Below are 26,236 nucleotides of genomic sequence, written 5' to 3'. Positions count from 1 at the left end.
CTTCGAGCGGGGCTTTTTGATGGTTGCGGGCGAAACGACGTTCAGTTGTCGCCGTCTTGCTGCTGGCTGGCCGTCGTGCCGTACAGCTTCACCTTCGAGCGATCGCGCAGCGCGGCGAGATACGCCTCGCCTTCGCTTTGCGCGTCGACCTGCGCCATCTGCTGCTGCGCGGCCGCCAGTTGCTGCGGATCGACCGCCGAACCCGGGATCACCGCGTTCACGCGATAGATCGCATAACCGTCCGCACCAAGATCGACCCCGACGTACGCCGGCAGCGTCTTCGCATCGACCTTGTAGACGGCGCTCAGCGCAGCCGGCGTCAGGCCCTGCGATTGCGTGCGCGACACCTTCTGCGCGGCCGCGAAGCCGTCGGTCGACTTCGACTTCTGCAGCTCGGCCAGCTTCGCCGCCCCATCCTTCTTCGCGAGTTCCGCGGCTTGCTCGGCGATGACCTTCTGGCGCACGACGTCCTTGATCGCATCGAGTGCGGGCACGGCAGCCGGCTTGTAGTCGGTCACGCGCGCGGAGATCAACGTATTGTTGCCGACGTCGATCGCCTGCGTGTTGTTCTGGTTCTTCACCGAGTCGTTCGCGAACACGGCGGCCAGGAACTTCGCGTTGTTCAGCGGGCTCGTCGCCGGCAGTTGCGGATTCGGCGTCGGCGTGACGGTGGCCGTCTGGATCGTCAGCTTGTACTTGTCCGCGGCCGGTTGCAGCGTCTTCGCCTTTTCGTAGACGGTTGACGTGAACCCTTCCGCGTTGTCCGAGAACGCCTTCGATGCGTACTGCTGCTTCAGGTCGATCGCGATCTGGTCCTTCACTTCCGCGAACGGTTTGACGACCGCCGGCTTCACTTCGGTCGCCTTCAGGATGTGGAAACCGAGGTCCGACTGCACGATACCGCTCACGTCGCCCTGCTTGAGCGAGAACGCGGCATCGTCGAACGCCTTGCCGCCCGCGGTCGAGCCGCGCGTGATGAAGCCGAGGTCGCCGCCCTTCGCCGCCGACGGCGCGTCCTGCGAGCTCTTCTGTGCGATCTGCGCGAACTGGTCCGGATGCGCCTTCACGTCGGCGAGCAATTGCTCCGCCTTCGCTTTCGCGGCCGCCTTGTCGGCCGCGCTGGCGCTGCCCGGCGCGGCGATGAAGATGTGGCTCACGCGCACCTGCGCTTCGGTACGGAAGTGCGTCGGATTGTCGTCGTAGAACTTCTTGATGTCCGCTTCGGTCGGCTGCGCGCTCGCGGCCGCTGCGGCCGGCGAATAGACGAGGTACTGGATCGTCGCGGTTTCCGGCGTCGCGAAGCTCTGCTTGTGTGCGTCGTAGTACGCGGTGAGCTGCGCGTCGGTCGGCTGCACCTTCGCTGCGAAGTCGCTCGTCTTCAGCACGAGCGCCTGCACTTCACGCTGTTGCGCGGCGAGTTCGGACAGGCGTTGCGCGAGGCTCTTCGGCGTGAACGCACTCGACACGATGCTCGCCGGAATCTGCTGCAGCGCGAGGCTGTAACGCACACGCTCCTGGTACTGCTCGGGCGTCATTCCCTGGAACGACAGCAGCTGTGCATAGCGTTCGACGTCGATCGATCCGTCGGGCTTCTTCAGCGACGCGATCATCGGGTCGCTCATCAGCGCGTCGCGCACGGCGTTGTCGGAGGCGGTCAGGTGCAGACGTTGCGTCTCGTCGGCCAGCACGCGTTGCTGGATCAGGCCGTCGAGGACCTGCTTGCGATGCTCGGGCGTGTCGAACATCTTGATGTCGAACTGCCCGCCGAGCGCCTGGCGCGCCTGGTCGATCTGCTGGCGAAACGCGCCGTCGAATTCGACCCGCGTGATCTTGTGCCCGTTGACTGCCGCGACGTTCGCACTGTCGTCGAAGAAGCCGCGGAAGCCTTGGATCCCGACGAAACCCAGCCCCGGCAACACGATCAGGAGCAGGAGCGCCATCATCAGGCGCTGGTGATTACGGAAGAAATCGAGCATGCGTGACGGGAAAATTGGACAAAACGTCCGATATTACAACATACGGGGTGGGACGGGAAAAAACGCAGACGTACCGTGCGCGAGCGGGATGCGACAACGGGACACGGGAAATGAAAAAGCCGGCACGAGAGACGGGCTTCTTCACGCACCCGCCAGCGGGCGCAAAACCGAATGCCCGAATGCACAAACGACAATGCCCGCACGACGCGGGCACTGTCGTTTGTTTAGCGGAGCGGACGAGACTCGCCTGCATCCCGCAGGCCGCGGATACGCGTACACGCGCATCCCTTCTCGTCCCGCCGCAAGCCGCGCAAGCGGCTTCCTCCGCCCCGCCGTCACACTGCCCGCAAGCGGGCACGACGCACGATGCAAATGAAAAAGCCCGCACGAGGCGGGCTTCTTCATTTTCTGGCGGAGCGGACGGGACTCGAACCCGCGACCCCCGGCGTGACAGGCCGGTATTCTAACCGACTGAACTACCGCTCCTTGGTCTGGCTGAATCGGGAAACTGGTGGGTGCTGAGGGGTTCGAACCCCCGACCTACGCCTTGTAAGGGCGCCGCTCTACCAGCTGAGCTAAGCACCCGTTTCCGATTCGTTCTGACTGCGATCTGCGTTTCCGCATCAACAATCAGCGAGCCCGCAAGTTTAATTCATCCCCGATCATTTTGCCAAGCCCGCACGCGAATTTTTTTAACGCGCGCGCACGATTCCGATACGCATAAAAAAACCCGCGGACAGCGCCGCGGGTTTCGTGAACGACCGTCAGCAACGACGGCGTTCAGGGCTTCAGTGCTTGACCACTTCGGTCGAGCCGGCATCCTTCGCCGCCTCACCGACCGGCGCTGCTGCCTTCGCTTCTTCTTCCGGCGGCAGCGGCGTCGGCGAACGCTCGAGCGCGAGCTCCAGCACCTTGTCGATCCAGCGGACCGGCACGATCTCGATCGCGTTCTTCACGTTGTCCGGAATGTCCGCGAGATCCTTCACGTTTTCTTCCGGGATCAGCACGAGCTTGATGCCGCCGCGATGCGCAGCCAGCAGCTTTTCCTTCAGCCCGCCGATCGGCAGCACTTCGCCACGCAACGTGATTTCGCCCGTCATCGCGACATCGGCACGCACGGGGATACCCGTCAGCACCGATACCAGCGCGGTCGTCATCGCACCGCCGGCGGACGGACCGTCCTTCGGCGTCGCGCCTTCCGGCACGTGGATGTGGATGTCCTGCTTCTCGAACGCTTCGTCCTTGATGCCCAGACGGCGCGAACGCGAGCGCACGACCGAACGTGCGGCCTCGACCGACTCCTTCATCACGTCGCCGAGCGAACCCGTACGAATCACGTTGCCCTTGCCGGGCATCACCGCGGCTTCGATCGTCAGCAGATCGCCGCCGACTTCCGTCCACGCGAGGCCCGTCACCTGACCGACCTGGTTTTCCTTCGCCGCGAGGCCGAAGTCGTACTTGCGCACGCCGAGGAACGTGTCGAGATTTTGGCCATCGACCTTGATCGCGCCCGATGCCTTCTTCAGCAGCAGCATCTTCACGACCTTGCGGCAGATCTTCGACACTTCCCGCTCGAGCGAACGCACACCGGCTTCGCGCGTGTAGTAGCGGATGATGTCGCGGATCGCCTGCTCGGTGACGTCGATCTCGCCTTCCTTCAGCCCGTTGTTCTTCTTCTGCTTCGGCAGCAGGTAACGCTGGGCAATGCTGACCTTCTCGTCTTCCGTGTAGCCCGACAGACGGATCACTTCCATCCGGTCGAGCAGCGGCGGCGGGATGTTCAGCGAGTTCGACGTCGCGACGAACATCACGTCCGACAGATCGAAGTCGACCTCGATGTAGTGGTCGGCGAACGTGTGGTTCTGTTCCGGATCGAGCACTTCGAGCAGCGCCGACGACGGATCGCCGCGGAAATCCATGCCCATCTTGTCGACTTCGTCGAGCAGGAAGAGCGGATTGCGCACGCCGACCTTCGCGAGGCTTTGCAGGATCTTGCCCGGCATCGAACCGATGTACGTACGGCGGTGGCCGCGGATCTCGGCTTCGTCACGCACGCCGCCGAGCGCCATGCGGACGAACTTGCGGTTCGTCGCACGGGCGATCGACTGGCCGAGCGAGGTCTTGCCGACGCCCGGAGGCCCGACGAGGCACAGGATCGGCGCCTTGACCTTGTCCACGCGCTGTTGCACCGCGAGATACTCGAGGATCCGTTCCTTGACCTTCTCGAGGCCGAAGTGATCCTCGTCGAGCACCTGCTCGGCGTTCGACAGGTCGTTGTTGACCTTGCTCTTCTTGCGCCACGGCAGGCCGATCAGCGTGTCGATGTAGTTGCGCACGACGGTGGCTTCCGCCGACATCGGCGACATCAGCTTCAGCTTCTTCAGCTCGGCGTCGGCCTTCTTCTTGGCTTCCTTCGGCATGCGCGCGGCGTTGATGCGCTTCTCGAGCTCCTCGAGATCCGCGCCTTCTTCGCCTTCGCCCAGTTCCTTCTGGATCGCCTTGACCTGTTCGTTCAGGTAGTACTCGCGCTGGCTCTTTTCCATCTGGCGCTTCACGCGCCCGCGGATGCGCTTTTCGACCTGCAGGATGTCGATCTCGGCTTCGAGTTGCGCGAGCAGGTGCTCGAGGCGCTCGATGACCGGGAACATCTCGAGGATGTGCTGCTTCTGGTCGAGCTTCAGCGGCAGGCGCTCGGCGATCATGTCGGCGAGGCGGCCTGCTTCGTCGATGCCCGACAGCGACGTGAGAATCTCCGGCGGGATCTTCTTGTTCAGCTTCACGTACTGATCGAACTGCGACACGATCGCACGGCGCAGCGCTTCCGTTTCGGCGCTGTCGGCGTGATCGGGCTCGAGCGGCATCACTTCGCAGGAGAATTGGGTCTCCTGTTCTTCGATGGACAATGCCTTCGCACGCTGCAGGCCCTCGACGAGCACCTTCACGGTGCCGTCCGGCAGCTTCAGCATCTGCAGGATGTTGGCGATACAACCGACCTCGTACATGTCCTTTTCGGTCGGTTCGTCCTTGGCCGCGGTTTTCTGGGCGACGAGCATGATGTGCTTGCCGCCTTCCATCGCTGCTTCGAGGGCCTTGATCGATTTCGGCCGGCCCACGAAGAGCGGAATGACCATGTGCGGGAAAACGACGACGTCCCGCAGCGGCAGCAGCGGGAGCGTGATGCGTTCCGGCGGGAGAAGTTGGGTGCCTGACATTTCATTTCCCCATGAGTGGAATCAATTGTTCGGTAATTGAGGCCGCCACAACGAATTGCAAGCCTTCAAGTGCGGGAAATATTCGGTAAGAAAGTAACCACCGCGTGTCGAGTCAGAGTTACCCACAAGATAAACGAAAAAAAGCCGCCCACGGACTCATGAACGGCCTTTTTCGCTGAACATCGTCGGCAAGCCGGTCAGTTCGAACCCGCCACCTTCGGCGTGTCCTCGTAGATCAGCAAGGGCTTGCCGTCCCCATCGATGACGTTCTCGTCGATGATGACCTTGCTGACCCCTTTCATCGTCGGCAGCTCGTACATCACGTCGAGCAACGCCTGTTCGATGATCGAACGCAAACCGCGCGCGCCGGTCTTGCGGCGAATCGCCTTGCGGGCGACTGCCTGCAACGCGCCCGGCCGGATTTCCAGCTCGACACGCTCCATCGCGAACAGCTTGTGATACTGCTTGACGAGCGCATTCTTCGGCTCGACCAGGATCTTCATCAGCGCGGCTTCGTCCAGCTTGCCGAGCGTCGCGACCACCGGCAGGCGGCCGATCAATTCGGGGATCAGACCGAATTTGATCAGGTCTTCCGGTTCCGTTTCGCGCAGCACTTCGCCCGCGTCGCGTTCCTGCTTGCTCTTGACCGTCGCGCCGAAGCCGATGCCGGTCTTCTCGGTGCGATCGGTGATCACCTTTTCGAGACCGTCGAACGCGCCGCCGCAGATGAACAGGATGTTGGTCGTGTCGACCTGGATGAAATCCTGGTTCGGGTGCTTGCGGCCGCCCTGCGGCGGCACCGACGCCATCGTGCCCTCGACGAGCTTCAGCAGCGCCTGCTGGACGCCCTCGCCCGACACGTCGCGCGTGATCGACGGGTTGTCCGACTTGCGGCTGATCTTGTCGATTTCGTCGATGTAGACGATCCCGCGCTGAGCCTTGTCGACCTCGTAGTTGCAGTTCTGCAACAGCTTCTGGATGATGTTCTCGACGTCCTCGCCGACGTAGCCGGCTTCGGTCAGCGTCGTCGCGTCGGCGATCACGAACGGCACGTTGAGCAACCGCGCGAGCGTCTGCGCGAGCAGCGTCTTGCCGGAGCCCGTCGGGCCGATCAGCAGGATGTTGCTCTTCGACAACTCGACGTCGTCCTTCTTGTCGAGATGCTTCAGGCGCTTGTAGTGGTTGTACACGGCCACCGCGAGGATTTTCTTCGCGCGCTCCTGGCCGATCACGTACTGATCGAGGATGTCGCGAATTTCCTGCGGGCTCGGCAGATCCGACCGGGACAGGCTGGCCTCGACGCCGGCGGCAGCCGCCTCGTCGCGAATGATTTCGTTGCAGAGGTCGATACATTCATCGCAGATGAACACCGACGGGCCCGCGATGAGTTTTTTCACCTCATGCTGGCTCTTCCCGCAAAACGAGCAATACAACAGCTTCTCGCTGTTCGAACCTTTTTTGTCCGCCATGAATGTAGAGCCTCCGGACAGGTAAATGACATGATACGCCGATTGCTCCGAACGCCGCGCCTAGGGCGCGACCGGAGCCGGCTGGATGCGCTTGCCGCAGATGCTCAGGGCACTCGGGACGTTGCGGGGCGCCGCGCGAATCGGGGCGGCACCCCGTTTAAGCTCACGGGCGCTTCAGCAGCACCTGATCGATCAGCCCGTACGCCTTCGCGTCCTCGCTCGACATGAAGTTATCACGGTCGGTGTCGCGCGCGATGCGCTCGACGTCCTGGCCCGTGTGCTGCGCGAGCAGGTTGTTCAACCGTTCCTTCAGGTAGAGGATCTCGCGTGCCTGGATCTCGATGTCGGATGCCTGGCCGCGCGCGCCACCCAGCGGCTGGTGAATCATCACACGCGAATTCGGCAGCGCGAAGCGCTTGCCCTTCGCGCCCGACGCGAGCAGGAACGCGCCCATGCTGGCCGCGAGGCCCATGCACAGGGTCGACACGTCCGGCTTGATGAACTGCATCGTGTCGTAGATCGCCATCCCGGCCGACACCGAGCCGCCCGGGCTGTTGATGTAGAGGCTGATGTCCTTGTCGGGATTCTCGCTCTCGAGGAACAGCAATTGCGCGACCACGAGATTGGCGGTCTGGTCGTTCACTTCGCCGACCATGAACACCAGGCGCTCCTTCAGGAGACGCGAATAGATATCGTACGAACGCTCGCCGCGGCCGCTCGTTTCGACGACGATCGGCACCAGCCCCAGCGCTTGCGCCTCGAAACCCTGCGGCGCGTTCGAAGCAAGCATGTCCAGCAATTCAGCGCGAGTGATCATTCAATGAACCTTGTTCGAATGGAAATTGAACGGAAGGAAGCCGCCCGCTCAATCGCCATATTAATGGCAACCGTGCGCTTGACGTAAAAACGGCGTGCGGGCCGTCGCTCCGACAGCCGGCACGCCGCTAGAGCAACACTTACGCTTGCGCCGATGCGCTCGCGAGTGCCTCGAAGCTCACTTCCTTGTCCGTCACCTTTGCCTTGCCCAGCACGAAGTCGACGACGTTGCTTTCAACGACGAACGCTTCCATCTCGGCGAGGCGCTGCTGGTTGGAATAATACCAGCGGACCACTTCCTTCGGGTCTTCGTAGCTCTTCGCGAACTCGTCGACTTCCGCGCGGATCTGTTCCGGCTTCGCTTCGAGGCCGTTCGCCTTCACGAGTTCAGCCAGCACGAGGCCCAGCTTCACGCGGCGCTCGGCCTGCTCGGCGAACATCTCGGCCGGGATCGGTGCGTCCTTCGCGTTCGGCACGCCGCGCTGCGCCAGATCCTGGCGAGCCATTTCGACGAGACGTTGCTGGTCCTGCTCGATCAGCGCCTTCGGCACATCGAGTTCGGAAATCTTCAGCAGCGCGTCCATCACCTGGTTCTTGACGATCGACTGCGTGCGACGCTTCGCTTCGCGCTCGAGGTTTTCCTTGATCTCGGCGCGCATCTTCGTGAGGTCGCCGTCTTCGATGCCGAGCGACTTCGCGAATTCAGCGTCGATTTCCGGCAGGTGCGGCCACTCGATCTTCTTCATCGTGACCGTGAACTGTGCCGTTTTGCCGGCGACGTCCTTGCCGTGGTAATCATCCGGGAACTTGAGGTCGAACGTACGTTGTTCGCCGACCTTCAGGCCCAGCGCCGCCGTTTCGAATTCCGGCAGCATGCGGCCTTCGCCGAGCACGAACGGGAAATCTTCGGCCGTGCCGCCCTGGAACGCGACATCGTCGATCTTGCCGACGAAGTCGACCGTCACGCGGTCGCCGTTCTTCGCTGCGGTGTCCGCGCCGCCGTCGCCGTGCTCGCCGGCTTCGCCGCGTGCGTGGAAGTGCACGCGCTGCTTGCGCAGGATGTCCAGCGTGCGGTCGATTTCGGCGTCGCCGATCGTCGTCGTCGAGCGCTCGACTTCAGCCGTCGCCAGATCGCCGATCTTCACTTCCGGGTAAACCTCGAACGTCGCGTCGAACGCGTATGCATCTTCAGCCTGCTCCTGCTTCGGCTCGAAGCTCGGCTGGCCGGCGACGCGCAGGTTTTCCGCGCGGCTGATCGTGAAGAATTCCTGGCCGATCTTGTCGCTCAGCACTTCCGCTTCGACCTGGCCCGAGTACTGTTGCGCGACCATCTTGAGCGGCACCTTGCCCGGGCGGAAACCCGGCATGCGCACGTTCTTCGCGAGTTTCTGGATACGGGCGTCGATTTCCTTCTGCACGGTGTCTTTCGGCAGGGAAATCGTCACGCGGCGTTCAAGCTTGCCGAGGTTCTCAACAACGTTAGCCATGGCTTCAATCGTCCTAAAATTATTCGAGCGAATCGGGTTTTCCTTGCCGTGCCTGCCTGCAGCGTGCGGTGCGTCGCACTCGCACGCCGCGCCGGAGCGCCACGCCATCCCTGCACGCGCCGGATGGCTAGCGCAAGCGGCTCGGAGCACGGCTTTGGCCGGAAGAATCGACTATTCTAGCAAACAATTTTCCTCGTACCGCCAGATCAGCGCGACACGCGTGTGTCCCCGCCACGTCGACGGCCCGTTGCACGGCGATGCATGCAGATCGCCGCTATGCCGAACGGCGTATCCACCACGGGCCCGCCATCCTGTAAGCTCCGATTGCGTGTGAGCCCGCTCGTCGCCTCACCGTGCATTCTTCACACCAATCACGCCTTCCGGAGACACCATGCCGCAACACCCGTCCGCGCCTGTCGTCGTCATCGCGCCCGATTCGTTCAAAGGCTCGCTTTCCGCCGAGCAGGTCGCGGACGCGATCGCCACCGGCATCCGCCGCGCCCGGCCCGACGCCGTGGTGCGCTGCTGCCCGATGGCCGACGGCGGCGAAGGCACGCTCGACGCGATGCTGGCGGGTGGCGGTACGCGGCGCACGCTGCGGGTGGCCGGCGCGTCGCTGGCGGCACGCGACGCGGCGGTCGGCGTGATCGATGCGCGCACCGCGATCGTCGAAACGGCCGAGATCGTCGGCATTACCGATCCGGTCGGCATGAGCGTGCCGGTCGACGCGCGCAGCACGCGCGGAATGGGCGAGGCGATCCGCGCGCTGCTCGACGACGGCGTGCGCCGCTTCTTCGTCGCGCTCGGCGGCAGCAGCACCAACGACGCGGGCGCCGGGCTGCTCGCGGGCCTCGGCCTGCAATGCTTCGACGCGAGCGGCCAGCCGGTCGAGCCCGTGCCGTCGCGGCTCGCCGACATCGCGCGCATCGACGCGTCGGGGCTCGATGCGCGCCTGGAGGAAACGGAATTCGTCGGCATGTCCGACGTCGACAACCCGCTGACGGGCGCCCACGGCGCCACTGCCGTGTTCGGTCCGCAAAAGGGTGTGACGGCCGCGCAGGTTGCGACCCTCGATGCCGCGCTCGGCCACTTCGCCGATCTGCTCGAAGCCGCGCTCGACCGCCGCGGCCGCGATCTGCCCGGCGCGGGCGCCGCCGGCGGCCTGGGTTTCGCGCTGCACATGCTCGGCGCGCGGTTCGAGGCCGGCGCCGAAGTCGTCGCGCGCCAGGTCGGGCTCGACGCCGCGCTCGCCGGCGCCGACTGGCTGATCACCGGCGAAGGCCGCTCCGACGTTCAGACGCTGCACGGCAAGGCGCCGTTCATCGCGTGCCGGCACGCGCAGGCCGCTGGCGTCCCCGCCTCGCTGCTGTCGGGCGCGGTCGACCCGGCCGCGCTGCCGCGCCTGTCCGAGCATTTCTCCGGCTGCTTTTCGCCGGCCCCCGGGCCGATCACGCTCGACGTCGCGATCCGCGATGCGGCCGATCTGCTCGCGAACGAAGCGGAACAGTTGACACGCCTGAAGTACGGTGCACACTGACCGTTGACCCGAGCGCGCGATACAGGAACAATCGGGCCCGCCCTTTTTCTTCAGGATTCGACATGAAAGGCCGTCAAGCCGGGCTCGATCAGTTTCTGACCTATCGCCTCCATGCGCTCACGAAGCGCTCCGACCGCGGGATCGGCGAGGTGTACCGGCACAAGCTCGACATCTCGCTGCCCGAGGCGCGCGTGATCGCCGCCGTCGGCGCATTCGGCCCGTTCTCGATCATGGATCTCGCGCGCCACACCAACCTCGACAAGAGCCAGGCGAGCCGCGCGGCCGAAGCACTGCTGCGCCAGGGGCTGCTCGAGCGCAGCGCGAGCGACGAGGACGGCCGGATCGTGCTGATCGCGCTGACCACCGACGGCCGGGCGCTGCATCGCAAGATCATGCCGATCGTGCGCAAGTGGAACGACGGCTTGCTCGCGTGCCTGTCCGACAGCGAGCGCCAGACGTTCGAGCGGCTGCTCGACAAGGTCGTCGCGCACGCGACCGAACGCGACGACTGAGCCGCGCGCCGGCCCGGCATCGCGCGATGGCCGGGTGCTGCGCGCAGCATTGATCCGACGAATCAGACAGGCCGCCCGGGTCGCGTCACGCGCAATCCGGGCGGCCCGTTTTGCATCATGCGGCGGCATCGCGTGAAGCGCGTGTTGCCACGTTACCGGCGGCGGCCGCGCATTCAGCGGCCTCGTCGCGCTACAACCCGCTGTTCGTCGCGCGCTGGCGCAACAACCCCAGCACCGCGTCGCAATACGGCGTCGGCACGCCAAGCTTGCGGCCGAGCTCCGGAAACACGCCGAGGATCGGCCCGATCTCGAGCGAGCGCCCCGCCTCGAAATCCTGGAGCATCGACGTCTTGAACGCGCCGAGCTTGCGCGTGACCGCGATCCGCTCGGGGCCGCTCATCCCGGTGGACAGGCCGAGCTTCGCACCGATCGCGGCCGCCTCCTCCATCATCCGCAGCGCGAGATCCTGCGTGAACGGATCGTCGAGCAACTGCTCGGCCGTCGACCCGGTCAGCGCGCTCAACGGGTTCATGTTCATGTTGCCCCACAGCTTCGTCCAGATCTCGGTCCGGATCGCGCGCGTCGACTCGACGTCGAAACCGCCCGCCGCGAGCGCCGCGGCGAACCGCGCCGTGGCCATGTCGAGCCGCGGATCGGGCGTGCCGACGATCAGCCGGTTGCCGCGCCCGCGACGCACGACGCCGGGCGCGTCGGTACTCGACGACAGGTGCACGACGCAGCCGATCGCCTGCGCCGGCGGCAACGCGGCCGACACCGCGCCGGCCGGATCGACCGCATCGAGCGGCACGCCGTCGATCGCGCCTCCGAGCCCGTGCGTGAACCACCATGGCAGCCCGTTCATCGCCGCGACGATCACGGTGTCCGGCCCGACCAGCGGCGCAATGCGCCCGGCCAGCGCGGGCAGCGCCTGCGCCTTCAGCGCGATCACCACGTAGTCCTGCACGCCGAGCGCGGCCGCATCGTCGCTGGCGCGCACCGGCACCGACGAGATTGCGCCCGCCTCGTCGATCACGCGCACGCCGTGCGTATTCAGCGCATCGAGCGTCGCGCCGCGCGCGTACGCGCTCACGGTCATGCCGGCTCGCGACAGCGCGGCCGCGAGCAGACCGCCGATCGCGCCGACGCCGACCACCGCCGCGCGCACCGACCCTGAATTCGTGTCGTTCATGATGGCATTCCGTCTCCTGGAAGCTGACGAGCATAACGCTCAATGGTTGCGGGCACAACCATTCGGGCAGCGTACCGCGCACCGCGCGGCCCACGCGTGCGTTCGCCTCAGCGCGGCACGCCGCCGGCTTCCACCGCCTCGTCGTCGGTCGCGCCGCCCGTCGCGCCCAGCACGCCGGCGATCTGGCTCTTGTCGTGCATGCCGAGCTTGCGGTACGCGCAACGCAGGTAGTGACGCACGGTCGTCGGCGAGATCGCCATCTGCTGCGCGACCTCCTTGTGCGAACGCCCGGCGCCGTAATAGCGGATCGCCGCGAGTTCGCGCGGGCTCAGCCGGTCGAGCAGCGAGCGCGGCCGCGCCTCGATCTGGAACAGCCCCGCGACCGGCACGCACTGGATGCGCAGCGCGTCGCCGACGAACGGCTGGCCCGACTGGCGCCGCAGGTGTGCGACGAGCGGCTCCGGCACGCGCGCGCCGGCCCACGACGGCCATTCGGTGCGCAGCACGTCGTCGAAACCGTGATCGGCATGGTGCAGCACCCCGAAGTTGTCGCACAGCGCCCGCGCTGCCGGCGCGACCGTGTCGGCGCGCTCGCGCGTGAGTTGAGCCGCGCGATTGATCGTCAGCGCGGCGGCCAGATGCGGGATCACTTCCTCGAAACGTCGCGCGTCGTCGTCGCTGAACGGCCGGTTCAGGCCCTGGCGGTAGATCGACATGAACGTCGTCAGGCCGAAGCGGCGATCGAGCGTACACACGCACATCAGCTGCGCGAGCCCGTACTTCACGCACCAGTCGCGAAACCGCGCATCGAGCCCCGGCTCGACGACCGTCAGCCGCACCGCGCGGCCGTGCGCGCCATGCAACGTGCGGTGCGCCAGCGGGTCGCAATCGCGCACGCGCTTCCAGTCGGTGAAGAACGCATGCGGCAACCGGTACAAAAAGCTGTTGTGCATCACCGGGCCGGTCGGCACATGGGTCGCGACGCCCGTCCACGCCGCATCGAACGGCATGAGCGCCTGCAGCAGCGAAAAGAACCGGCATTCGAATTCGCCGATGCCGGACTGCGCGGCCACCGCGTACAGGTCGAGCAGCATCAGCCCGAGTTCGCGCTGCGCTGCGTCGCCGCGCGTGACGCCGTCGAAGTCGGCGCGCCGGGACGGCAGCGGCGGCCACGCGAACTCGTCGAGGACGATGGCGGCCGGCACGTCGCGCAGCGCGTCGAGATCCTGCCCGATATCCGTCGTGATCCTCACCTTCCGCTCCCCTGCCCGGTCGGGCTGCTGATGTGCGCAACGACACCGGCCGATTATAGCCAGCGGCTTTTTTGGCGGGCCACGGCACCGGAACGCGCGCCAGCCCCATCCATTTGAACGGTGCGCCGCCCGTTGCTGCTGCGCAGCACGGCGCGCGACGGCATCGCGCGGCGCACATGCCGTGCACCGCGGGTTTTCCGCACCGTTCATCTGGACGACTGTTCGACTGTTTTCCCGCTGCGGACACTGCGTCGCGACAACACCAACGACAAACCGATGCAGCACGGTATGGAGAACCCCACGTGACGACACCCCGCTTCATCCGCACGGCCGCGGCCGCCGCGACGCTGGCCGCCTGCAACGCCGCCGCGCACGCGCAGTCCGCCCTCACGCTGTACGGCGCGCTCGACGCCGGCGTGCAATACCTGACGCACGCCGACGGGCATCGTTCGGCCGTGCGGTTGCAGAACTACGGCATCCTGCCTTCGCAGGTCGGGATCAAGGGCCACGAGGATCTCGGCGGCGGCTGGCGTGCGCTGTTCAAGCTCGAACAGGGCCTCAACCTCAACGACGGCACCGCGACCGTGCCCGGCTACGCGTTCTTCCGCGGCGCATACGTGGGCCTCGCGGGGCCGGTCGGCACCGTCACGCTCGGCCGCCAGTTCAGCGTGCTGTTCGACAAGACGCTGTTCTACGACCCGCTCTGGTACGGGTCGTACAGCGGCCAGGGCGTGCTCGTGCCGATGTACGCGAACTTCATCGATCACTCGGTCAAATACCAGTCGCCGACGTTCGCCGGCTTCGACGTCGAAGCGCTCGCCGCGACCTCCGGCGTCGCCGGCAATACGCGCGCCGGACGCGTGCTCGAGCTCGGCGGGCAGTACACGAGCAATGGCCTGTCGGTCAGCGCGGTGCTGCACCAGGCGCACGGCGAGGTATCGGCAGCCGACGACGCGTCCGCGCGGCGTCGCGAACTCGGCACGCTCGCCGCGCGTTATGCGTTCGCCACGCTGCCGCTCACCGTCTATGCCGGCGTCGAACGCCTGACCGGCGACCTCGACGCGGCGCGCACGATCGTCTGGGGCGGCGCGCGCTACCTGGCGTCGAACGGGATCGGCCTGAACGCGGGCGTGTACCACACCGATTCGCGCACGCCGGCGATCGGCCACCCGACGCTGTTCATCGCGAGCACCACCTACGCGCTGTCGAAACGCACCGTCGCGTACGTGAACCTCGGCTATGCGCGCAACAGCGGCCAGAGCTCGCAGACCGTCTACGAATACGACCCGACACCGCTTGCCGGCGCGTCGCAGTTCGGCGCGATGGTCGGCATGTACCACCTGTTCTGATTCCCTCCACGAGACCCCGCCATGAAGACCTTGTCCCCGGATGCCGCCCTCTCGCCCGACGGCCACGCGTCGCCGTTCGCGCGCTCGACGCTCGTCGCGCTCGTCGTGTTCGCGGCCATCACACCGTTGTTGCTGCTCGTGGCGCCCGCCGTCGCCGGTCAGCTCGCGACGCAGCTCGGCTTGTCCGCGTCGCAGATCGGCACCTACTTCTTCGTCGAACTCGGCGCGTTCAGCCTCGCGACCGTGCCGTCGTACCTGTGGCTCGGCCGTGTCGACGCGCGCCACATCGCGGCGCTCGCCATCGCGCTGTTCGGCGCGGGCAACCTGCTGACCGCGCTGTGGATGCCGGGCTTTGCCGTGCTGCTCGCGCTGCGCGCCGTCACCGCGCTCGGCGGCGGTTCGCTGATGGTGCTCTGCATGACGAGCGCCGCGACGAGCAGCAACAGCGACCGCGTGTACGGCCTGTGGGTCGTCGGCCAGCTGATCGCGGGCGCGATCGGCCTGTTCGTGTTGCCGCACGTGTTCGCCGCGTTCGGGCTGCGTGCGCTGTACGTCGCGCTCGCCGGGCTCGCGCTGCTCGCGGCGCCGCTGTCGCGCGGCTTTTCGCCGTCGCTCGGCACGCGAGCCGCGGCTGCGACCAGCGCACGCGGCGACGCGCCGCAAACGCCGCGACACTTCGTCGTGCTCGCCATCGGCGCGGTGCTGACGTTCTATCTCGCGATCGGCAGCGTATGGACGTTCGCGAGCCGCGCGGCGGCCGAGGCCGGGCTCGATCCGCAGTCGACCGGCAACGTGCTCGCGATCGCGAGCGTGATGGGGATCGCCGGCGCGGCGCTTGCCTCGTGCGCGGGCGGCCGGCTTGCGCGCCGCGCGATGCTGGCGGCCGGCTACGCACTGCTCGCGGCGTCGCTCGTCGCACTCGCCGCGATGCGTCATACCGGTGGCTACAGCGCGGCGATCTTCGCGTTCAAGTTTGCATGGACCTTCGTGCTGCCGTTCATTCTCGCGACGGTCGCGCAGATCGACACGTCGGGCCGCCTCGTCGCGACGCTCAATTTCGTGATCGGCGCGGGTCTCGCCGCCGGCCCGCTGCTGGCCGGCCTGATGCTCGACGCCGGCGGCACGATGCGCACGCTGTTCGTGGCCGCGACGGCCGTCGCGATCGTGTCGTTCGCCGCGCTGCGCCACATCGATCGCCGCGCACGCCCTTCCGTTTCCTCCCAACCGTGACAGGTCACGCCTCCATGAATCGCACTGCCTTTTTCACCGACGAACGCACTTTCTGGCATACCGGCGGCACGCACGCGCTGTTCTTCCCGGTCGGCGGCTGGGTCCAGCCGCCGTCGAGCGCCGGCTACGCGGAATCGCCCGATTCGAAGCGCCGCTTCCTGTCGCTCGTACAGGCGTCGGGCCTCGCCGCGCAGCTCGACCTGCGCGGCGCCGCGCCCGCGACGACGGCCGACCTGCTGCGCATTCATCCGGCGCACTATCTCGACGCGTTCCGCGCCCTCAGCGACGCGAACGGCGGCGACCTCGGCGATCTCGCGCCATTCGGCAAGGGCAGCTACGAGATCGCCGCGCTGTCGGCCGGCCTCGCGATCGCAGCGGTCGATGCGGTCGTCGGCGAGCGCGCGGCGAATGCGTTCTCGCTGTCGCGGCCGCCCGGCCATCACTGCCTGCGCGATCGCCCGATGGGCTTTTGCATGCTGGCGAACATCCCGATCGCGATCGAGGCCGCACGCGCGAAGCACGGCGTCGAGCGTGTCGCGGTGATCGACTGGGACGTGCATCACGGCAACGGCACGCAGTCGATCTACTACGACGATCCGGATACGCTGACGATCTCGCTGCACCAGGACCGCTGTTTCCCGCCCGGCTACAGCGGCGCGGACGATCGCGGCGAAGGCGCGGGCATCGGCGCGAACCTGAACGTGCCGCTGCTCGCCGGCAGCGGCGACGACGCGTACCGGTATGCGTTCGAGCGGATCGTGCTGCCGGCGCTCGCGCGCTTCCGCCCCGAGCTGATCGTCATCGCGAGCGGCCTCGACGCGAGCGCGGTCGATCCGCTCGCGCGCATGCAGCTGCATACCGACAGCTACCGGTTCATGACGCGCGCGGTGAAGGAAGCCGCGCAGCGCCATTGCGGCGGGCGGCTCGTGATCGTTCACGAAGGCGGTTATTCGGAGGCGTACGTGCCGTTCTGCGGGCTCGCGATCGTCGAGGAACTGGCAGGCGTGCGCACCGAGGTCGCCGATCCGATGCTCGACCTGGCGATCGCGCAGCAGCCGGGCGAGCGGTTCGTCGCGTTCCAGCGCGAACTGCTCGACGAACTGGCCGCGTCGTTCGGGTTGTAACGCGCGGGAACGGGCGTGACGGGGCCGGCCCGCGCCGGCCCTTGCGCGATCCGTGCGGATGGGGTTTCCTGTGGCTTTACCCCTGTTCCGGCCCGAGGCCACACTCTTCCGATGAAATCGTCCCCGCGCGATAACAACGACAACGCCAAAACGCGCCGCCAGCCGTCGAAGCTGGCCCTGAACATCGCCGCCGTGACGGTCGGCCTCATCACGTTCGCAATCGGTGCGGCGTGGGTGATCTATAGCTGGGTCGTCGATCGCGAAGCGCAGTATTTCGCGATTCCGCTGGTGTTCTCGGTACCGGTGATCGTGGCCGTCGCGATCCGCAGCTTCTGGGAATAGGCGCGCCGGAAACGACGAAGCGCAGCGGTCGTGCGACGCGCGGGGAGGTTTGTCGAGCCGGGCATGTCAGTTGAAGCGGTGCGCCCGGCGATTCGACTGCACGCGCGTCACAGGCCCGGACGCTGGCACGGATTGGGGACTGCGCCCTGATATCCGCCGGCGACGGCGCCCAGCGCGGCGCCGGCCAGCGACGTGCCGAGCGCTTTGAGCACACCCTCCGTCGACAGCGGCTCGCCACTCGACATCGCCCGTCCCGAGTACGCCGTGCACGCCGACGACGATGCGACCGTCTTCACCGGTTTGGCGCTCCAGACGACATTGTCGGCGGGCGTATTGGCGAAGGCCGGCGCGGCGAACATCAGCGCCAGAACGGAAATCGGAATGCGGACGGTGCGTTTCATCGGCGACCCCTCGGTGTCGTGGTGCTTCTTGTATGAAAAGTGAGCACGATATTACACGCGGCCGTTTTTTCGGGCGAATGCGGACGCCTGGCGAGGAAACCGGTATCAATGGACGATAAAAAAGCGCTGCGGTCAGCCGACCGGCAGCGCTTTTTCGCGAACGAGACCCTGACGGGGGCTCGTTCGACTTCTGGTGCGTGAGGCCGGACTCGAACCGGCACACCCTTGCGGGCGTCAGGACCTAAACCTGGTGCGTCTACCAATTTCGCCACTCACGCGCATTTCCGTCGCCTGACCGCGCGGGACGCAAGATGCGTGCTCCACGCGCCCGGGACTTCACGCCGGCCCGAAAACCGGCACGCCCGATCAGGCGAGCGCGAGATTCTACCCGATCCGTGCGGCCTTGTCTCGCCCTGCCGGCACCCGTCGTGCCGCGGTGCTAGAATGCCGCGCTCGACGTTTCGGCAGCGCGCCGCCGCGCGTCCCCCGAACCCGCCCCACACGATTTCGCCCGTGAACTTCGACGACTACTGTCAGCAAAAGGCCGCCCCCGCAGGCTCCAGCGTCTACTACGCGCTGCGCCAGGCGCCGCTCGCCACGCAGCCGCGCCTGACCGCGCTGTTCGCGCTGCGCCGCGAACTCGAGGAAACCGTCAAGGAAACCAGCGATCCGACCGTCGGACACACGAAACTCGCGTGGTGGCACAAGGAACTCGCGGCACTCGCCGACGGGCAACCGTCGCACCCGGTCACGAAGGCGCTCGCACAGCATCACCCGGCGATCGCCGCCGAGGCCGATGCGCTGCGCACGCTCGTCAACGGTTACGGGATGGACCTCGAACAGGCACGCTACCTCGACTTCGCGAACCTGCAGCGCTATATCGCGCAGGTCGGCGGCACCTTCGCGTCGCTGGTTGCGCGCGCCAGCTCGGCGGACCCGACCGACCCGCAGCCGTGGGCCGAGGACGTCGGCCGCGCGCTGATGCTCGCGCAATTCGTGCAGGAACTCGGCAACGACGCACGCCACGGCCGCATCTATCTGCCGATCGACGAACTGCAGCGCTACAACGTGACCGCCGCCGATCTGCTGAACCGTCGCTATAGCCCGGCCTTCACCGAATTGCTGCAATTCCAGACGACCCGCGCGCGCGACGCGCTCGCGGCGGCCGGTGCGGCGATTCCCGCCGCCGAACGCCGTGCACAGCGCACGCTGCGCGCGCAGATCGCGCTGGCCGGCGCGCTGCTCGACGAAATCGCGCGCGACGGCTACCAGGTGCTGCACCAGCGCATTGCGCTGACGCCGATCCGCAAGCTGTGGATCGCGTGGCGCGCCGCGCGCCGCCGCTGAGCCGCGCGCATCACGCCTTCAGCAACGGCAGCGTGTCGAAACGCTGCTGCAGCACGCGCGTCGCATCGAGCCCCCACCACGGCCCAAGCACGGTCGCATAAAGCTGGCGGAAATCGACCGCGACCGGCAGGTTGCCGTTGCCGTCGAGCCGCCCGAGCGCCGGCGGCGCACCGTACAGGCCGCCCGCCACGCGGCCGCCCATCACGAAATGCGGCGCGGCCGTGCCGTGATCGGTGCCGTTGCTCTGGTTCTCGCGCACGCGCCGCCCGAATTCCGCATACGTCATCACGAGCGTCTCGTTCCAGCGCCCGAGTTCGACCAACGCCGCGCGCATCGCGCTCATCCCTTGCGCGAACTGCTTGAGCAGCGCGGCCTGCTGCCCTGGCTGGTTCTGGTGCGTGTCGAAGCCGTTGAGCGTCAGGCGCAGCACCGCGACCCCATCCTGCGCGCCGGGCCCGGACGCTTCGCACGCGGCCAGCACTTGCATCGCGGTCTTGACCGACGTGCCGAACGCGCCGGCCGGAAAGGCCGTCCTGAATTCGCGCATCCCGCCGCGCGGGCGCAGCCGGTCGGCCGCCTTCACGATGTCGTTCTCGACGTCGATGATGTGCGCGAGCGCCGGGTTCTGCTCGCGCAGCGACGACGGCTCGGCGAGCCGGGCCGCCCGGATGAACTGCGCAGGATTGACGAGTGCGATCGCGCGCGCGCCGTTCGACAGCGGCCCCATCTCGGCGCTGCCGAGCACGACGCCGTCCGCCGCGAAACCGGGCGGGACCGGCGCCTGCGCGAAGGTGCGCGTGAGCCAGCCTTCGTGCAGGTACTGATCCGAGCGCGATGCGGTGTCCCAGATCTCGATCGAGCGGAAATGCGACAGGTTCGGCTGCGGATAGCCGACGCCCTGCACGACCGCGACCTGCCCGTCGCGCCACAGCGGCATCAACGGCGCGAGCGACGGGTGCAGCCCCGTCTGCGCGTCGAGCTGCAGCACCTGGTCGCGCTTGATGCCGATGCTGCGCCGGAACTGGTAGTACAGCGGATCGGCATACGGCACCACCGTGTTGAGGCCGTCGTTGCCGCCCTTCAGCTCGACGAGGACCAGCACGTTCGCATACCCGGCCGCCGGCTTTCGCCCGGCCTGCGGCACGGTGGCCGCCATCGCGGGGGCTTGCCACATCGACACGCCGGCCGCCGCCGCCGCAGCGCCGGTCAGCGTCAGAAAATCACGTCGGTTCATCGCACATCCTTTGGTTCGCCGCCGGGCACCTTTGCCGCGGCGGCTGCCCGCTTCGTCGTCGTTCGCATCATTTCAGTTGATAGGCGGGATCCATCAGCAGCGCCTCGAGATACGCGCTGCCGGTCGAATCCGTATCGATCGCCGCGACCGGCGAGAGTTGCAGCACCGCATGCTGCAACTGCAGCTCGGTCGACAATCCCGCGATCGCCTGCGGCCGCGCACGATACTGGGCCAGCCAGCGCTCGAGGTCGAAGCGCAGGCCGCCGCGCGCCGGCTTCGCGGGCGTGCCCCGCAGGCCGGCGGCGGACGCCGCATCGGTCACCGGCATCGCATGCGCCCGCGCGTTCGGCGGCTGCGCGATCGCGCGAGCCGGCGGCCGCATGCCGACCGTTTCGGTCGCGCGGAACAACTGCTCGACGAACTGCTTGCGCGACAGCAGCGTGGTGCTGTTGATCCACAGCGCGCCGCCCGGCCAGCCTTTCACGTTCGGCGGATAGAACAGGTTCTGCCCGAGCGTGCGCACGGTGTTCGCGAGCAGCTGCGGATCGCCGTACGCGACGTCGAACAGCCGCACCGACCCGACGACGAATTCCGCCGGCGACTTCACGAGCACGCCGCGGTTGCGCGGATCCCAGAACGCGTCGGTCGACCACAGCACGGCGAGCGCCGCGCGAATGTCGTAGCCGCTCGCGCGAAACCGCTCGGCCACCGCATCGAGTGCGCCCGGTTCCGGCGTATCGGACACGAACTCGCGCCACAGCTTGCCGGCGATGAAGCGCGCGGTGCCCGGCCGCTTCAGCAGGATGTCGAGAAAGCCGTCGCCGTCGAACGGCCCGGTTTCGCCGAGGATCGTCTTGTCGCCGGTATCGTGCCACTCGGGCCGCACCGTGAAGCGCAACGTGTCGGGATCGACCGTCCAGCCGGTCATCGCGCGCGCGGCTTCGGTCACGTCGGATTGCGTGTAGTGCCCTTCGCCGAGCGTGAACAGCTCCATCACCTCGCGCGCGAAATTCTCGTTCGGCCGCCCCTTGCGATTGCTCGCGCCGTCGAGATACTGGAGCATCGCCGGATCCTTCGCGACCGCGTGCAGCAGCGTGCCGAAGTTGCCGAGCGCCTCGCGGCGAAACAGCGCGTTCTGCGCGGCCATCGTCTGCGGGTACGGCACCTTGTCCTGCCCGGACGTGAAATGCCCGTGCCAGAACAGCGTCATGCGCTCGGTGAGCGGCGACGGCGTCGCGACCATCTCGTGGACCCAGGCCGCGCGCAACGCATCGTAGCGGCGATTGCGCTCGCGCTGCTCGTCGCGCCGCATGTCGGGCGTCAGCGCCTGGCGCTGCGCGCGCGTCGGCGGCAACTCGCCGAGCCAGTCGGGCCACGTCGTGACGGGTTCGTGTCGCGCATTGCCGAGCGTGTCGGCCACGACCTGCGCGCGCGTCATGCCGACGATGCGCGCGACCTCGGCGGGCGCGGGAGAAAAACCGGTGCGACTGAGGAAAAACAGCGCGTCGTCGGCATCGAGCGTCGCCTGCATCGCAGGCGACGGCGCCGGTGCGGCAGCGTTCGCTTTCATCGTCATGGACTCCCGGAACGCACCGGCGGTGCGGATGCCCGTACAACGGCATTCGGCGCCTGAAAGTTGACGGCAAAAGTGCTACGAATTTTTTCCGCGCGGAGATTTCCGCGCAAGACGAACGACGACACGCGTCAGCGCTTGTACAGCTCGCGAACGGCGTCTTCGATGTGCTGGCGCAACAGGTGCCGCTCTTCGGGCGTCATGTGCCCGTCGCGGCGGCGCTGCTCGAGATCGGGAGGCACGGCGGAACGGACCGTCATATCGGCGGCACGATCGGACTGCGGCGCTTTGCCGCGCGGCAGCTTGCGCGACGATGCGCCCTGCTCGGGGCGCTGCGCATACGCGAAGTTCGACGCATATGGACCGGCAAGCGCGATCGTCAGCATCAGTGCAATCCGGGCAGATCGCATGACCGTCCTCGCTTCTTTGGTCGATTTGTTCCCTTCGTCACGCGGCAACCGGCTACCTCTGGTACTTGAAAAACCCTGCGGAATTCGGGTGTGCAAAGATGAAAGATGGAGTGCAGGGGAGTATCTACCGAATTTCGGCTTCGAGTAAAGGAATCTCTATAGCCTGCCTTTACTCGGCGCGACACTACGGGTAAATTTTGTAACCGACTGTAACGCACGAAAATACGCGGCCGTGCGTCAATTCCCATTCGCGATAAGATGCCGATCATGGAAACGAAAAACCCCTCCAAGATTCTCGTCGTCGACGACGACCCTCGCCTGCGCGATCTGCTGCGCCGTTACCTCGGCGAACAGGGTTTCAACGTCTATGTCGCGGAAAACGCGACCGCGATGAACAAGCTCTGGGTACGCGAGCGTTTCGACCTGCTCGTGCTCGACCTGATGCTGCCCGGCGAAGACGGCCTGTCGATCTGCCGCCGGCTGCGCGGCAGCAACGACCGCACGCCGATCATCATGCTCACCGCGAAGGGCGAGGACGTCGATCGCATCGTCGGCCTCGAGATGGGCGCCGACGATTACCTGCCGAAGCCGTTCAACCCGCGCGAGCTGGTCGCGCGCATTCATGCGGTGCTGCGTCGCCAGGCGCCGGCCGAACTGCCGGGCGCCCCGTCCGAAACCACCGAGGTGTTCGAGTTCGGCGAATTCTCGCTGAATCTCGCCACGCGCACGCTGACGAAGTCCGGCCAGGAAATTCCGCTGACCACCGGCGAATTCTCGGTGCTGAAAGTATTCGCGCGTCATCCGCGCCAGCCGCTGTCACGTGAAAAGCTGATGGAACTCGCACGCGGCCGTGAATACGAAGTGTTCGACCGCAGCCTCGACGTGCAGATCTCGCGCCTGCGCAAGCTGATCGAACCCGATCCGGGCAGCCCGCGCTTCATCCAGACGGTCTGGGGCCTCGGCTACGTGTTCATCCCGGACGGCGCCGCCTGAGCTTTTTCCTTTCCGGTTTCGCCCCGTCCACGGCCCGTCCCATGCGTATCGACCGGCGCCTTCTGCAGCTCGCGTTCGGCGGGCTGTTCTGGCGCACCTTCCTGCTGATCGCGCTGCTGATCTCGGTCAGTCTCGCCGCGTGGTTCCAGAGCTTTCGCGTGATCGAGCGCGAGCCGCGTGCGCAGCGCGTCGCGCTCCAGCTCGTCGCGGTCGTGAAGCTCACGCGCACCGCCCTGCTCTATTCCGATCCCGATTTGCGGCGCGCGCTGCTGCAGGATCTCGAGAGCAACGAGGGCGTGCGCGTGTACCCGCGCGAGAAAACCGACAAATTCAAGCTGCAGCCCGACGAATCGCTGAACCGCCTGATCGAACACGACATCCGCAGCCGCCTCGGCGACGATACCGTGATCGCGCAGTCGGTCAACGACATTCCCGGCGTGTGGATCAGCTTCAAGATCGACGACGACGATTACTGGGTCGCGCTCGACCGCGACCAGCTCGACAACGTCACGGGCCTGCAGTGGGCCGGCTGGGGGCTGTTCGCGCTCGCGCTGTCGCTGTTCGGCTCCGCGTTCATCACGAGCCTCGTGAACCGGCCGTTCTCGCGGCTCGCGCTCGCCGCGCGCCAGGTCGGGTCGGGCCAGGCGCCCGAGCCGCTGCCCGAGCGCGGGATGGGCGTCGCGGCCGAGACCAACCGCAGCTTCAACCAGATGGTGCGCGACCTCGAACAGCTCGAAGCCGATCGCGCGCTGATGCTCGCGGGCATTTCGCACGACCTGCGCACGCCGCTCGCGCGGTTGCGGCTCGAAACCGAGATGAGCCCGTCCGACCAGGCGACCAAGGACGCGATGGTCGACGACATCGAACAGATGGACCGCATCATCGCGGCCTTCATCGACTACGCGCGCCCGTCGCAGCGCAAGCCGGAACCCGTCGACCTGTCGTCGATCGCGCACGAAGTCGCCGCGCGCGTGTCGGGCGAGGACGGCGTCGAGATCCGCACGCGGCTCGCGCCGAGCGCGATCATCGAAGCCGACGAGACCGACATGCGCCGCGTGATCGGCAACCTCGTCGAGAACGCGCGCAAGTACGGCCAGAGCAAGCAGGACGGCATCTCGCGCATCACGCTCGAGACGCGCGTGTCGCATGCGCGCGTCGAGCTGTCGGTGAGCGACGAAGGCCCCGGCATCCCCGAGGATCAGCTGCCGCTCGTGATGCGGCCGTTCTACCGCGTCGACACCGCGCGCACCAAGGCCGACGGCACGGGCCTCGGGATGGCGATCGTGCTGCGGCTCGTCGGCCGCTACCGCGGCGCGCTGCGCCTGCGCAATCGCCAGCCGGAAGCCGGCCTCGAAGTCACGCTCGAATTCCCCGGCGCCGGCAAGGCGCGTGCGACCGCGTGACACGCGCACGCACGCATCTTGCGCGTCACACTATCGAGGCGGTTGACAAAAGCTATGAGAGTAGTTAGTCAAAATCTATTGAAGCGTCTTGCTAATAGTGTTATAGTTTTACCCATGCTGTCACATCATCGTTGCAGCACCGAGGTAGCTTGACTCAGTCTTCTTCCCAACTCACACAGGAGTATCCGCATGAAAACCGTGGGCGATAAACTCGAAGCTTTCACCGTCGTAGCCGCGAAGCCGGGCTTCAACAATCACGAGGAAAACGGCCAGTCGGCGTTCGAGACCGTCACCGAAGCGTCGTTCCCGGGCAAGTGGAAGATCATCTACTTCTATCCGAAGGATTTCACGTTCGTGTGCCCGACGGAAATCGTCGAATTCGCGAAGCTCACGAAGCAGTTCGAAGAGCGCGACGCCGTCCTGCTCGGCGGCAGCTCGGACAACGAATTCGTCAAGCTCGCATGGCGCCGTGAGCACAAGGACCTGGACAAGCTGAACCACTACTCGTTCGGCGACGTCAAGGGCGAACTGATCGACCAGCTCGGCGTGCGCGACAAGGAAGCCGGCGTGGCCCTGCGTGCAACGTTCATCGTCGATCCGGACAACACGATCCAGCACGTTTCGGTGAACAACCTGAACGTCGGCCGCAGCCCGGAAGAAGTCCTGCGCATTCTGGACGGCCTGCAAACGGACGAACTCTGCCCGTGCAACCGCGCAGTCGGCGGCGCAACGCTGTAAGCGCAGCAATGCACGAAGCCCGCGGCGCGCGTTCTGCCTGCGGGCTTTTTTAACGGCCAACCCATAGGAGATATCAATGGAATTCATCGACTCGATTAAGGCACGTATCCCCGACTACGCGAAGGACATTCGCCTGAACCTCGACGGCACGATCTCGCGCTCGTCGCTCGAAGGCACGGACGCGGTCGGCGTGGCGCTGGCGGCGGCCATCGCGGCGAAGAGCACGGTGCTCGTCAAGACGATTCGCGAAGCCGGCGTCCTGTCGTCCGAAGAGACGAACGCCGTGCTGACGGCGGCCGCGCTGATGGGGATGAACAACACCTGGTATCCGTATGTCGAGATGGCCGACGACGCCGACCTGAAGACGCAGCGCGCCGAATTGCGGATGGGCGCGTACGCGACGCACGGCGGCGTCGACAAGCGCAAGTTCGAGATGTACGCGCTGGCCGCATCGATCGTCGGCAAGTGCCACTTCTGCGTGAAGTCGCACTATGCGCTGCTGAAGAACGAGCAAGGGATGACCGTCACGCAACTGCGCGACGTGGGCCGCATCGCGTCGGTGATCAACGCCGCCGCGCAGGTGATCGCCGCCGAAGGCGAATGAGCGAGCCGGCCGCGCGGCCATGAGCCGCGCGCCGGCT

23 protein-coding genes and 3 tRNA genes are annotated in these 26,236 nt (G+C 66.5%); 12 read left to right on the top strand and 14 right to left on the bottom strand.

The genetic code is table 11. The features are described 5' to 3' along the window. Positions 1 to 41: 41 nt before the first annotated feature. The 7 genes from H0X91_RS05380 to tig all read right to left on the bottom strand — a co-directional run bounded on the left by H0X91_RS05380 (position 42) and on the right by tig (position 8,960). On the bottom strand, positions 42 to 1,976 hold the full coding sequence (locus H0X91_RS05380; RefSeq protein ID WP_006496352.1) for a SurA N-terminal domain-containing protein: 1,935 nt from the start codon (positions 1,974 to 1,976) through the stop codon (positions 42 to 44). 409 nt (positions 1,977 to 2,385) lie between these two features. Beyond that, a tRNA-Asp gene (locus H0X91_RS05375) sits at positions 2,386 to 2,462 on the bottom strand. 23 nt (positions 2,463 to 2,485) lie between these two features. Then, a tRNA-Val gene (locus tag H0X91_RS05370) sits at positions 2,486 to 2,561 on the bottom strand. A gap of 203 nt (positions 2,562 to 2,764) precedes the next feature. Continuing rightward, positions 2,765 to 5,188 carry an endopeptidase La gene (lon, locus tag H0X91_RS05365; protein WP_196432867.1) on the bottom strand — a complete coding sequence of 808 codons (2,424 nt, stop codon included), beginning with the start codon at positions 5,186 to 5,188 and terminating at the stop codon, positions 2,765 to 2,767. A 197-nt stretch (positions 5,189 to 5,385) separates the two neighbouring features. Then, positions 5,386 to 6,657, bottom strand: coding sequence for an ATP-dependent Clp protease ATP-binding subunit ClpX (clpX, locus tag H0X91_RS05360; protein ID WP_006489345.1), 1,272 nt, complete (start codon positions 6,655 to 6,657; stop codon positions 5,386 to 5,388). A gap of 163 nt (positions 6,658 to 6,820) precedes the next feature. Then, the gene (gene clpP, locus H0X91_RS05355) at positions 6,821 to 7,474 is read right to left on the bottom strand and encodes an ATP-dependent Clp endopeptidase proteolytic subunit ClpP (RefSeq protein WP_006496351.1); all 654 of its coding nucleotides are present in this window, start codon (positions 7,472 to 7,474) and stop codon (positions 6,821 to 6,823) included. Positions 7,475 to 7,613: 139 nt separating this feature from the next. Beyond that, entirely contained in the window at positions 7,614 to 8,960 is a 1,347-nt protein-coding gene (tig, locus tag H0X91_RS05350) for a trigger factor (RefSeq protein ID WP_006489335.1), read from the bottom strand. Between the two features lie 391 nt (positions 8,961 to 9,351). Here tig and H0X91_RS05345 point away from each other — a divergent pair, with 391 nt between their 5' ends. Both H0X91_RS05345 and H0X91_RS05340 read left to right on the top strand, forming a co-directional pair. Next, complete coding sequence (locus H0X91_RS05345) at positions 9,352 to 10,497, top strand: glycerate kinase (RefSeq protein WP_058901551.1); 1,146 nt, start codon at positions 9,352 to 9,354, stop codon at positions 10,495 to 10,497. 62 nt (positions 10,498 to 10,559) lie between these two features. After that, positions 10,560 to 11,009: a MarR family winged helix-turn-helix transcriptional regulator gene (locus H0X91_RS05340; protein WP_006478574.1), complete on the top strand. Its 450-nt coding sequence runs from the start codon at positions 10,560 to 10,562 to the stop codon at positions 11,007 to 11,009. Between the two features lie 190 nt (positions 11,010 to 11,199). Here H0X91_RS05340 and H0X91_RS05335 read toward each other — a convergent pair whose 3' ends face one another. Together H0X91_RS05335 and H0X91_RS05330 are read right to left on the bottom strand one after the other, a co-directional pair. Further along, a complete protein-coding gene (locus H0X91_RS05335) occupies positions 11,200 to 12,198 on the bottom strand; it encodes a 2-dehydropantoate 2-reductase (RefSeq protein ID WP_006487983.1) in 999 nt (332 codons plus the stop codon). A gap of 107 nt (positions 12,199 to 12,305) precedes the next feature. Then, entirely contained in the window at positions 12,306 to 13,451 is a 1,146-nt protein-coding gene (locus H0X91_RS05330; RefSeq protein ID WP_048989286.1) for a helix-turn-helix transcriptional regulator, read from the bottom strand. A gap of 132 nt (positions 13,452 to 13,583) precedes the next feature. Here H0X91_RS05330 and H0X91_RS05325 point away from each other — a divergent pair, with 132 nt between their 5' ends. From H0X91_RS05325 to H0X91_RS05305, 5 genes are all read left to right on the top strand, one after another. After that, positions 13,584 to 13,757 (top strand): hypothetical protein, encoded by a 174-nt coding sequence (locus tag H0X91_RS05325; RefSeq protein WP_006496346.1) that lies wholly within the window; start codon positions 13,584 to 13,586, stop codon positions 13,755 to 13,757. Then, on the top strand, positions 13,754 to 14,800 hold the full coding sequence (locus tag H0X91_RS05320) for a porin (RefSeq protein ID WP_006496345.1): 1,047 nt from the start codon (positions 13,754 to 13,756) through the stop codon (positions 14,798 to 14,800). The genes H0X91_RS05325 and H0X91_RS05320 overlap by 4 nt, the downstream gene beginning before the upstream one ends. 21 nt (positions 14,801 to 14,821) lie before the next feature. Then, the gene (locus H0X91_RS05315) at positions 14,822 to 16,030 is read left to right on the top strand and encodes an MFS transporter (protein WP_006496344.1); all 1,209 of its coding nucleotides are present in this window, start codon (positions 14,822 to 14,824) and stop codon (positions 16,028 to 16,030) included. A gap of 14 nt (positions 16,031 to 16,044) precedes the next feature. Further along, a complete protein-coding gene (locus H0X91_RS05310) occupies positions 16,045 to 17,154 on the top strand; it encodes a class II histone deacetylase (RefSeq protein ID WP_112751474.1) in 1,110 nt (369 codons plus the stop codon). Between the two features lie 111 nt (positions 17,155 to 17,265). Further along, on the top strand, positions 17,266 to 17,496 hold the full coding sequence (locus H0X91_RS05305) for a hypothetical protein (RefSeq protein ID WP_006487995.1): 231 nt from the start codon (positions 17,266 to 17,268) through the stop codon (positions 17,494 to 17,496). 107 nt (positions 17,497 to 17,603) lie between these two features. Here H0X91_RS05305 and H0X91_RS05300 read toward each other — a convergent pair whose 3' ends face one another. Both H0X91_RS05300 and H0X91_RS05295 read right to left on the bottom strand, forming a co-directional pair. Next, positions 17,604 to 17,897 (bottom strand): hypothetical protein, encoded by a 294-nt coding sequence (locus H0X91_RS05300; RefSeq protein WP_006488005.1) that lies wholly within the window; start codon positions 17,895 to 17,897, stop codon positions 17,604 to 17,606. Between the two features lie 191 nt (positions 17,898 to 18,088). Further along, positions 18,089 to 18,175 (bottom strand) — tRNA-Leu (locus tag H0X91_RS05295). A gap of 235 nt (positions 18,176 to 18,410) precedes the next feature. On the opposite strand from H0X91_RS05295, the gene hpnD reads away from it, so the two are divergent. Next, entirely contained in the window at positions 18,411 to 19,244 is an 834-nt protein-coding gene (gene hpnD, locus H0X91_RS05290) for a presqualene diphosphate synthase HpnD (RefSeq protein ID WP_006488013.1), read from the top strand. Between the two features lie 10 nt (positions 19,245 to 19,254). Here the strand turns inward: hpnD and H0X91_RS05285 are convergent, their stop codons facing one another. From H0X91_RS05285 to H0X91_RS05275, 3 genes are all read right to left on the bottom strand, one after another. Continuing rightward, positions 19,255 to 20,478, bottom strand: a complete 1,224-nt coding sequence (locus H0X91_RS05285) for a DUF1501 domain-containing protein (protein ID WP_196432866.1) — start codon at positions 20,476 to 20,478, stop codon at positions 19,255 to 19,257. 67 nt (positions 20,479 to 20,545) lie between these two features. Then, positions 20,546 to 22,048, bottom strand: a complete 1,503-nt coding sequence (locus tag H0X91_RS05280; RefSeq protein ID WP_077056558.1) for a DUF1800 domain-containing protein — start codon at positions 22,046 to 22,048, stop codon at positions 20,546 to 20,548. Positions 22,049 to 22,182: 134 nt separating this feature from the next. Further along, a complete protein-coding gene (locus H0X91_RS05275; RefSeq protein WP_012492681.1) occupies positions 22,183 to 22,461 on the bottom strand; it encodes a hypothetical protein in 279 nt (92 codons plus the stop codon). 258 nt (positions 22,462 to 22,719) lie between these two features. On the opposite strand from H0X91_RS05275, the gene ompR reads away from it, so the two are divergent. From ompR to H0X91_RS05255, 4 genes are all read left to right on the top strand, one after another. Further along, positions 22,720 to 23,454, top strand: coding sequence for an osmolarity response regulator transcription factor OmpR (gene ompR / locus H0X91_RS05270; protein ID WP_006478565.1), 735 nt, complete (start codon positions 22,720 to 22,722; stop codon positions 23,452 to 23,454). A gap of 41 nt (positions 23,455 to 23,495) precedes the next feature. After that, on the top strand, positions 23,496 to 24,857 hold the full coding sequence (locus tag H0X91_RS05265) for an ATP-binding protein (protein ID WP_006488007.1): 1,362 nt from the start codon (positions 23,496 to 23,498) through the stop codon (positions 24,855 to 24,857). A 189-nt stretch (positions 24,858 to 25,046) separates the two neighbouring features. Then, entirely contained in the window at positions 25,047 to 25,595 is a 549-nt protein-coding gene (locus H0X91_RS05260) for a peroxiredoxin (RefSeq protein WP_006478563.1), read from the top strand. A gap of 76 nt (positions 25,596 to 25,671) precedes the next feature. Then, the gene (locus H0X91_RS05255; protein WP_196432865.1) at positions 25,672 to 26,199 is read left to right on the top strand and encodes a carboxymuconolactone decarboxylase family protein; all 528 of its coding nucleotides are present in this window, start codon (positions 25,672 to 25,674) and stop codon (positions 26,197 to 26,199) included. The last annotated feature ends 37 nt before the right edge of the window (positions 26,200 to 26,236 follow it).

Source organism: Burkholderia sp. 9777_1386 (genome assembly GCF_015712265.1).
Taxonomy (GTDB): Bacteria; Pseudomonadota; Gammaproteobacteria; order Burkholderiales; family Burkholderiaceae; genus Burkholderia; species Burkholderia cenocepacia.
Note: the sequence above shows the minus strand (reverse complement) of the source record. Positions and strands in the feature narration are given on the sequence as shown.

Coding starts and splice junctions, on each gene's coding strand:
- H0X91_RS05380 (WP_006496352.1), bottom strand. CDS start 1,976: ATGCTCGATTTCTTCCGTAATCACCAGCGCCTGATGATGGCGCTCCTG.
- lon (WP_196432867.1), bottom strand. CDS start 5,188: ATGTCAGGCACCCAACTTCTCCCGCCGGAACGCATCACGCTCCCGCTG.
- clpX (WP_006489345.1), bottom strand. CDS start 6,657: ATGGCGGACAAAAAAGGTTCGAACAGCGAGAAGCTGTTGTATTGCTCG.
- clpP (WP_006496351.1), bottom strand. CDS start 7,474: ATGATCACTCGCGCTGAATTGCTGGACATGCTTGCTTCGAACGCGCCG.
- tig (WP_006489335.1), bottom strand. CDS start 8,960: ATGGCTAACGTTGTTGAGAACCTCGGCAAGCTTGAACGCCGCGTGACG.
- H0X91_RS05345 (WP_058901551.1), top strand. CDS start 9,352: ATGCCGCAACACCCGTCCGCGCCTGTCGTCGTCATCGCGCCCGATTCG.
- H0X91_RS05340 (WP_006478574.1), top strand. CDS start 10,560: ATGAAAGGCCGTCAAGCCGGGCTCGATCAGTTTCTGACCTATCGCCTC.
- H0X91_RS05335 (WP_006487983.1), bottom strand. CDS start 12,198: ATGAACGACACGAATTCAGGGTCGGTGCGCGCGGCGGTGGTCGGCGTC.
- H0X91_RS05315 (WP_006496344.1), top strand. CDS start 14,822: ATGAAGACCTTGTCCCCGGATGCCGCCCTCTCGCCCGACGGCCACGCG.
- H0X91_RS05310 (WP_112751474.1), top strand. CDS start 16,045: ATGAATCGCACTGCCTTTTTCACCGACGAACGCACTTTCTGGCATACC.
- H0X91_RS05305 (WP_006487995.1), top strand. CDS start 17,266: ATGAAATCGTCCCCGCGCGATAACAACGACAACGCCAAAACGCGCCGC.
- H0X91_RS05300 (WP_006488005.1), bottom strand. CDS start 17,897: ATGAAACGCACCGTCCGCATTCCGATTTCCGTTCTGGCGCTGATGTTC.
- H0X91_RS05285 (WP_196432866.1), bottom strand. CDS start 20,478: ATGAACCGACGTGATTTTCTGACGCTGACCGGCGCTGCGGCGGCGGCG.
- H0X91_RS05280 (WP_077056558.1), bottom strand. CDS start 22,048: ATGAAAGCGAACGCTGCCGCACCGGCGCCGTCGCCTGCGATGCAGGCG.
- H0X91_RS05275 (WP_012492681.1), bottom strand. CDS start 22,461: ATGCGATCTGCCCGGATTGCACTGATGCTGACGATCGCGCTTGCCGGT.
- ompR (WP_006478565.1), top strand. CDS start 22,720: ATGCCGATCATGGAAACGAAAAACCCCTCCAAGATTCTCGTCGTCGAC.
- H0X91_RS05265 (WP_006488007.1), top strand. CDS start 23,496: ATGCGTATCGACCGGCGCCTTCTGCAGCTCGCGTTCGGCGGGCTGTTC.
- H0X91_RS05260 (WP_006478563.1), top strand. CDS start 25,047: ATGAAAACCGTGGGCGATAAACTCGAAGCTTTCACCGTCGTAGCCGCG.
- H0X91_RS05255 (WP_196432865.1), top strand. CDS start 25,672: ATGGAATTCATCGACTCGATTAAGGCACGTATCCCCGACTACGCGAAG.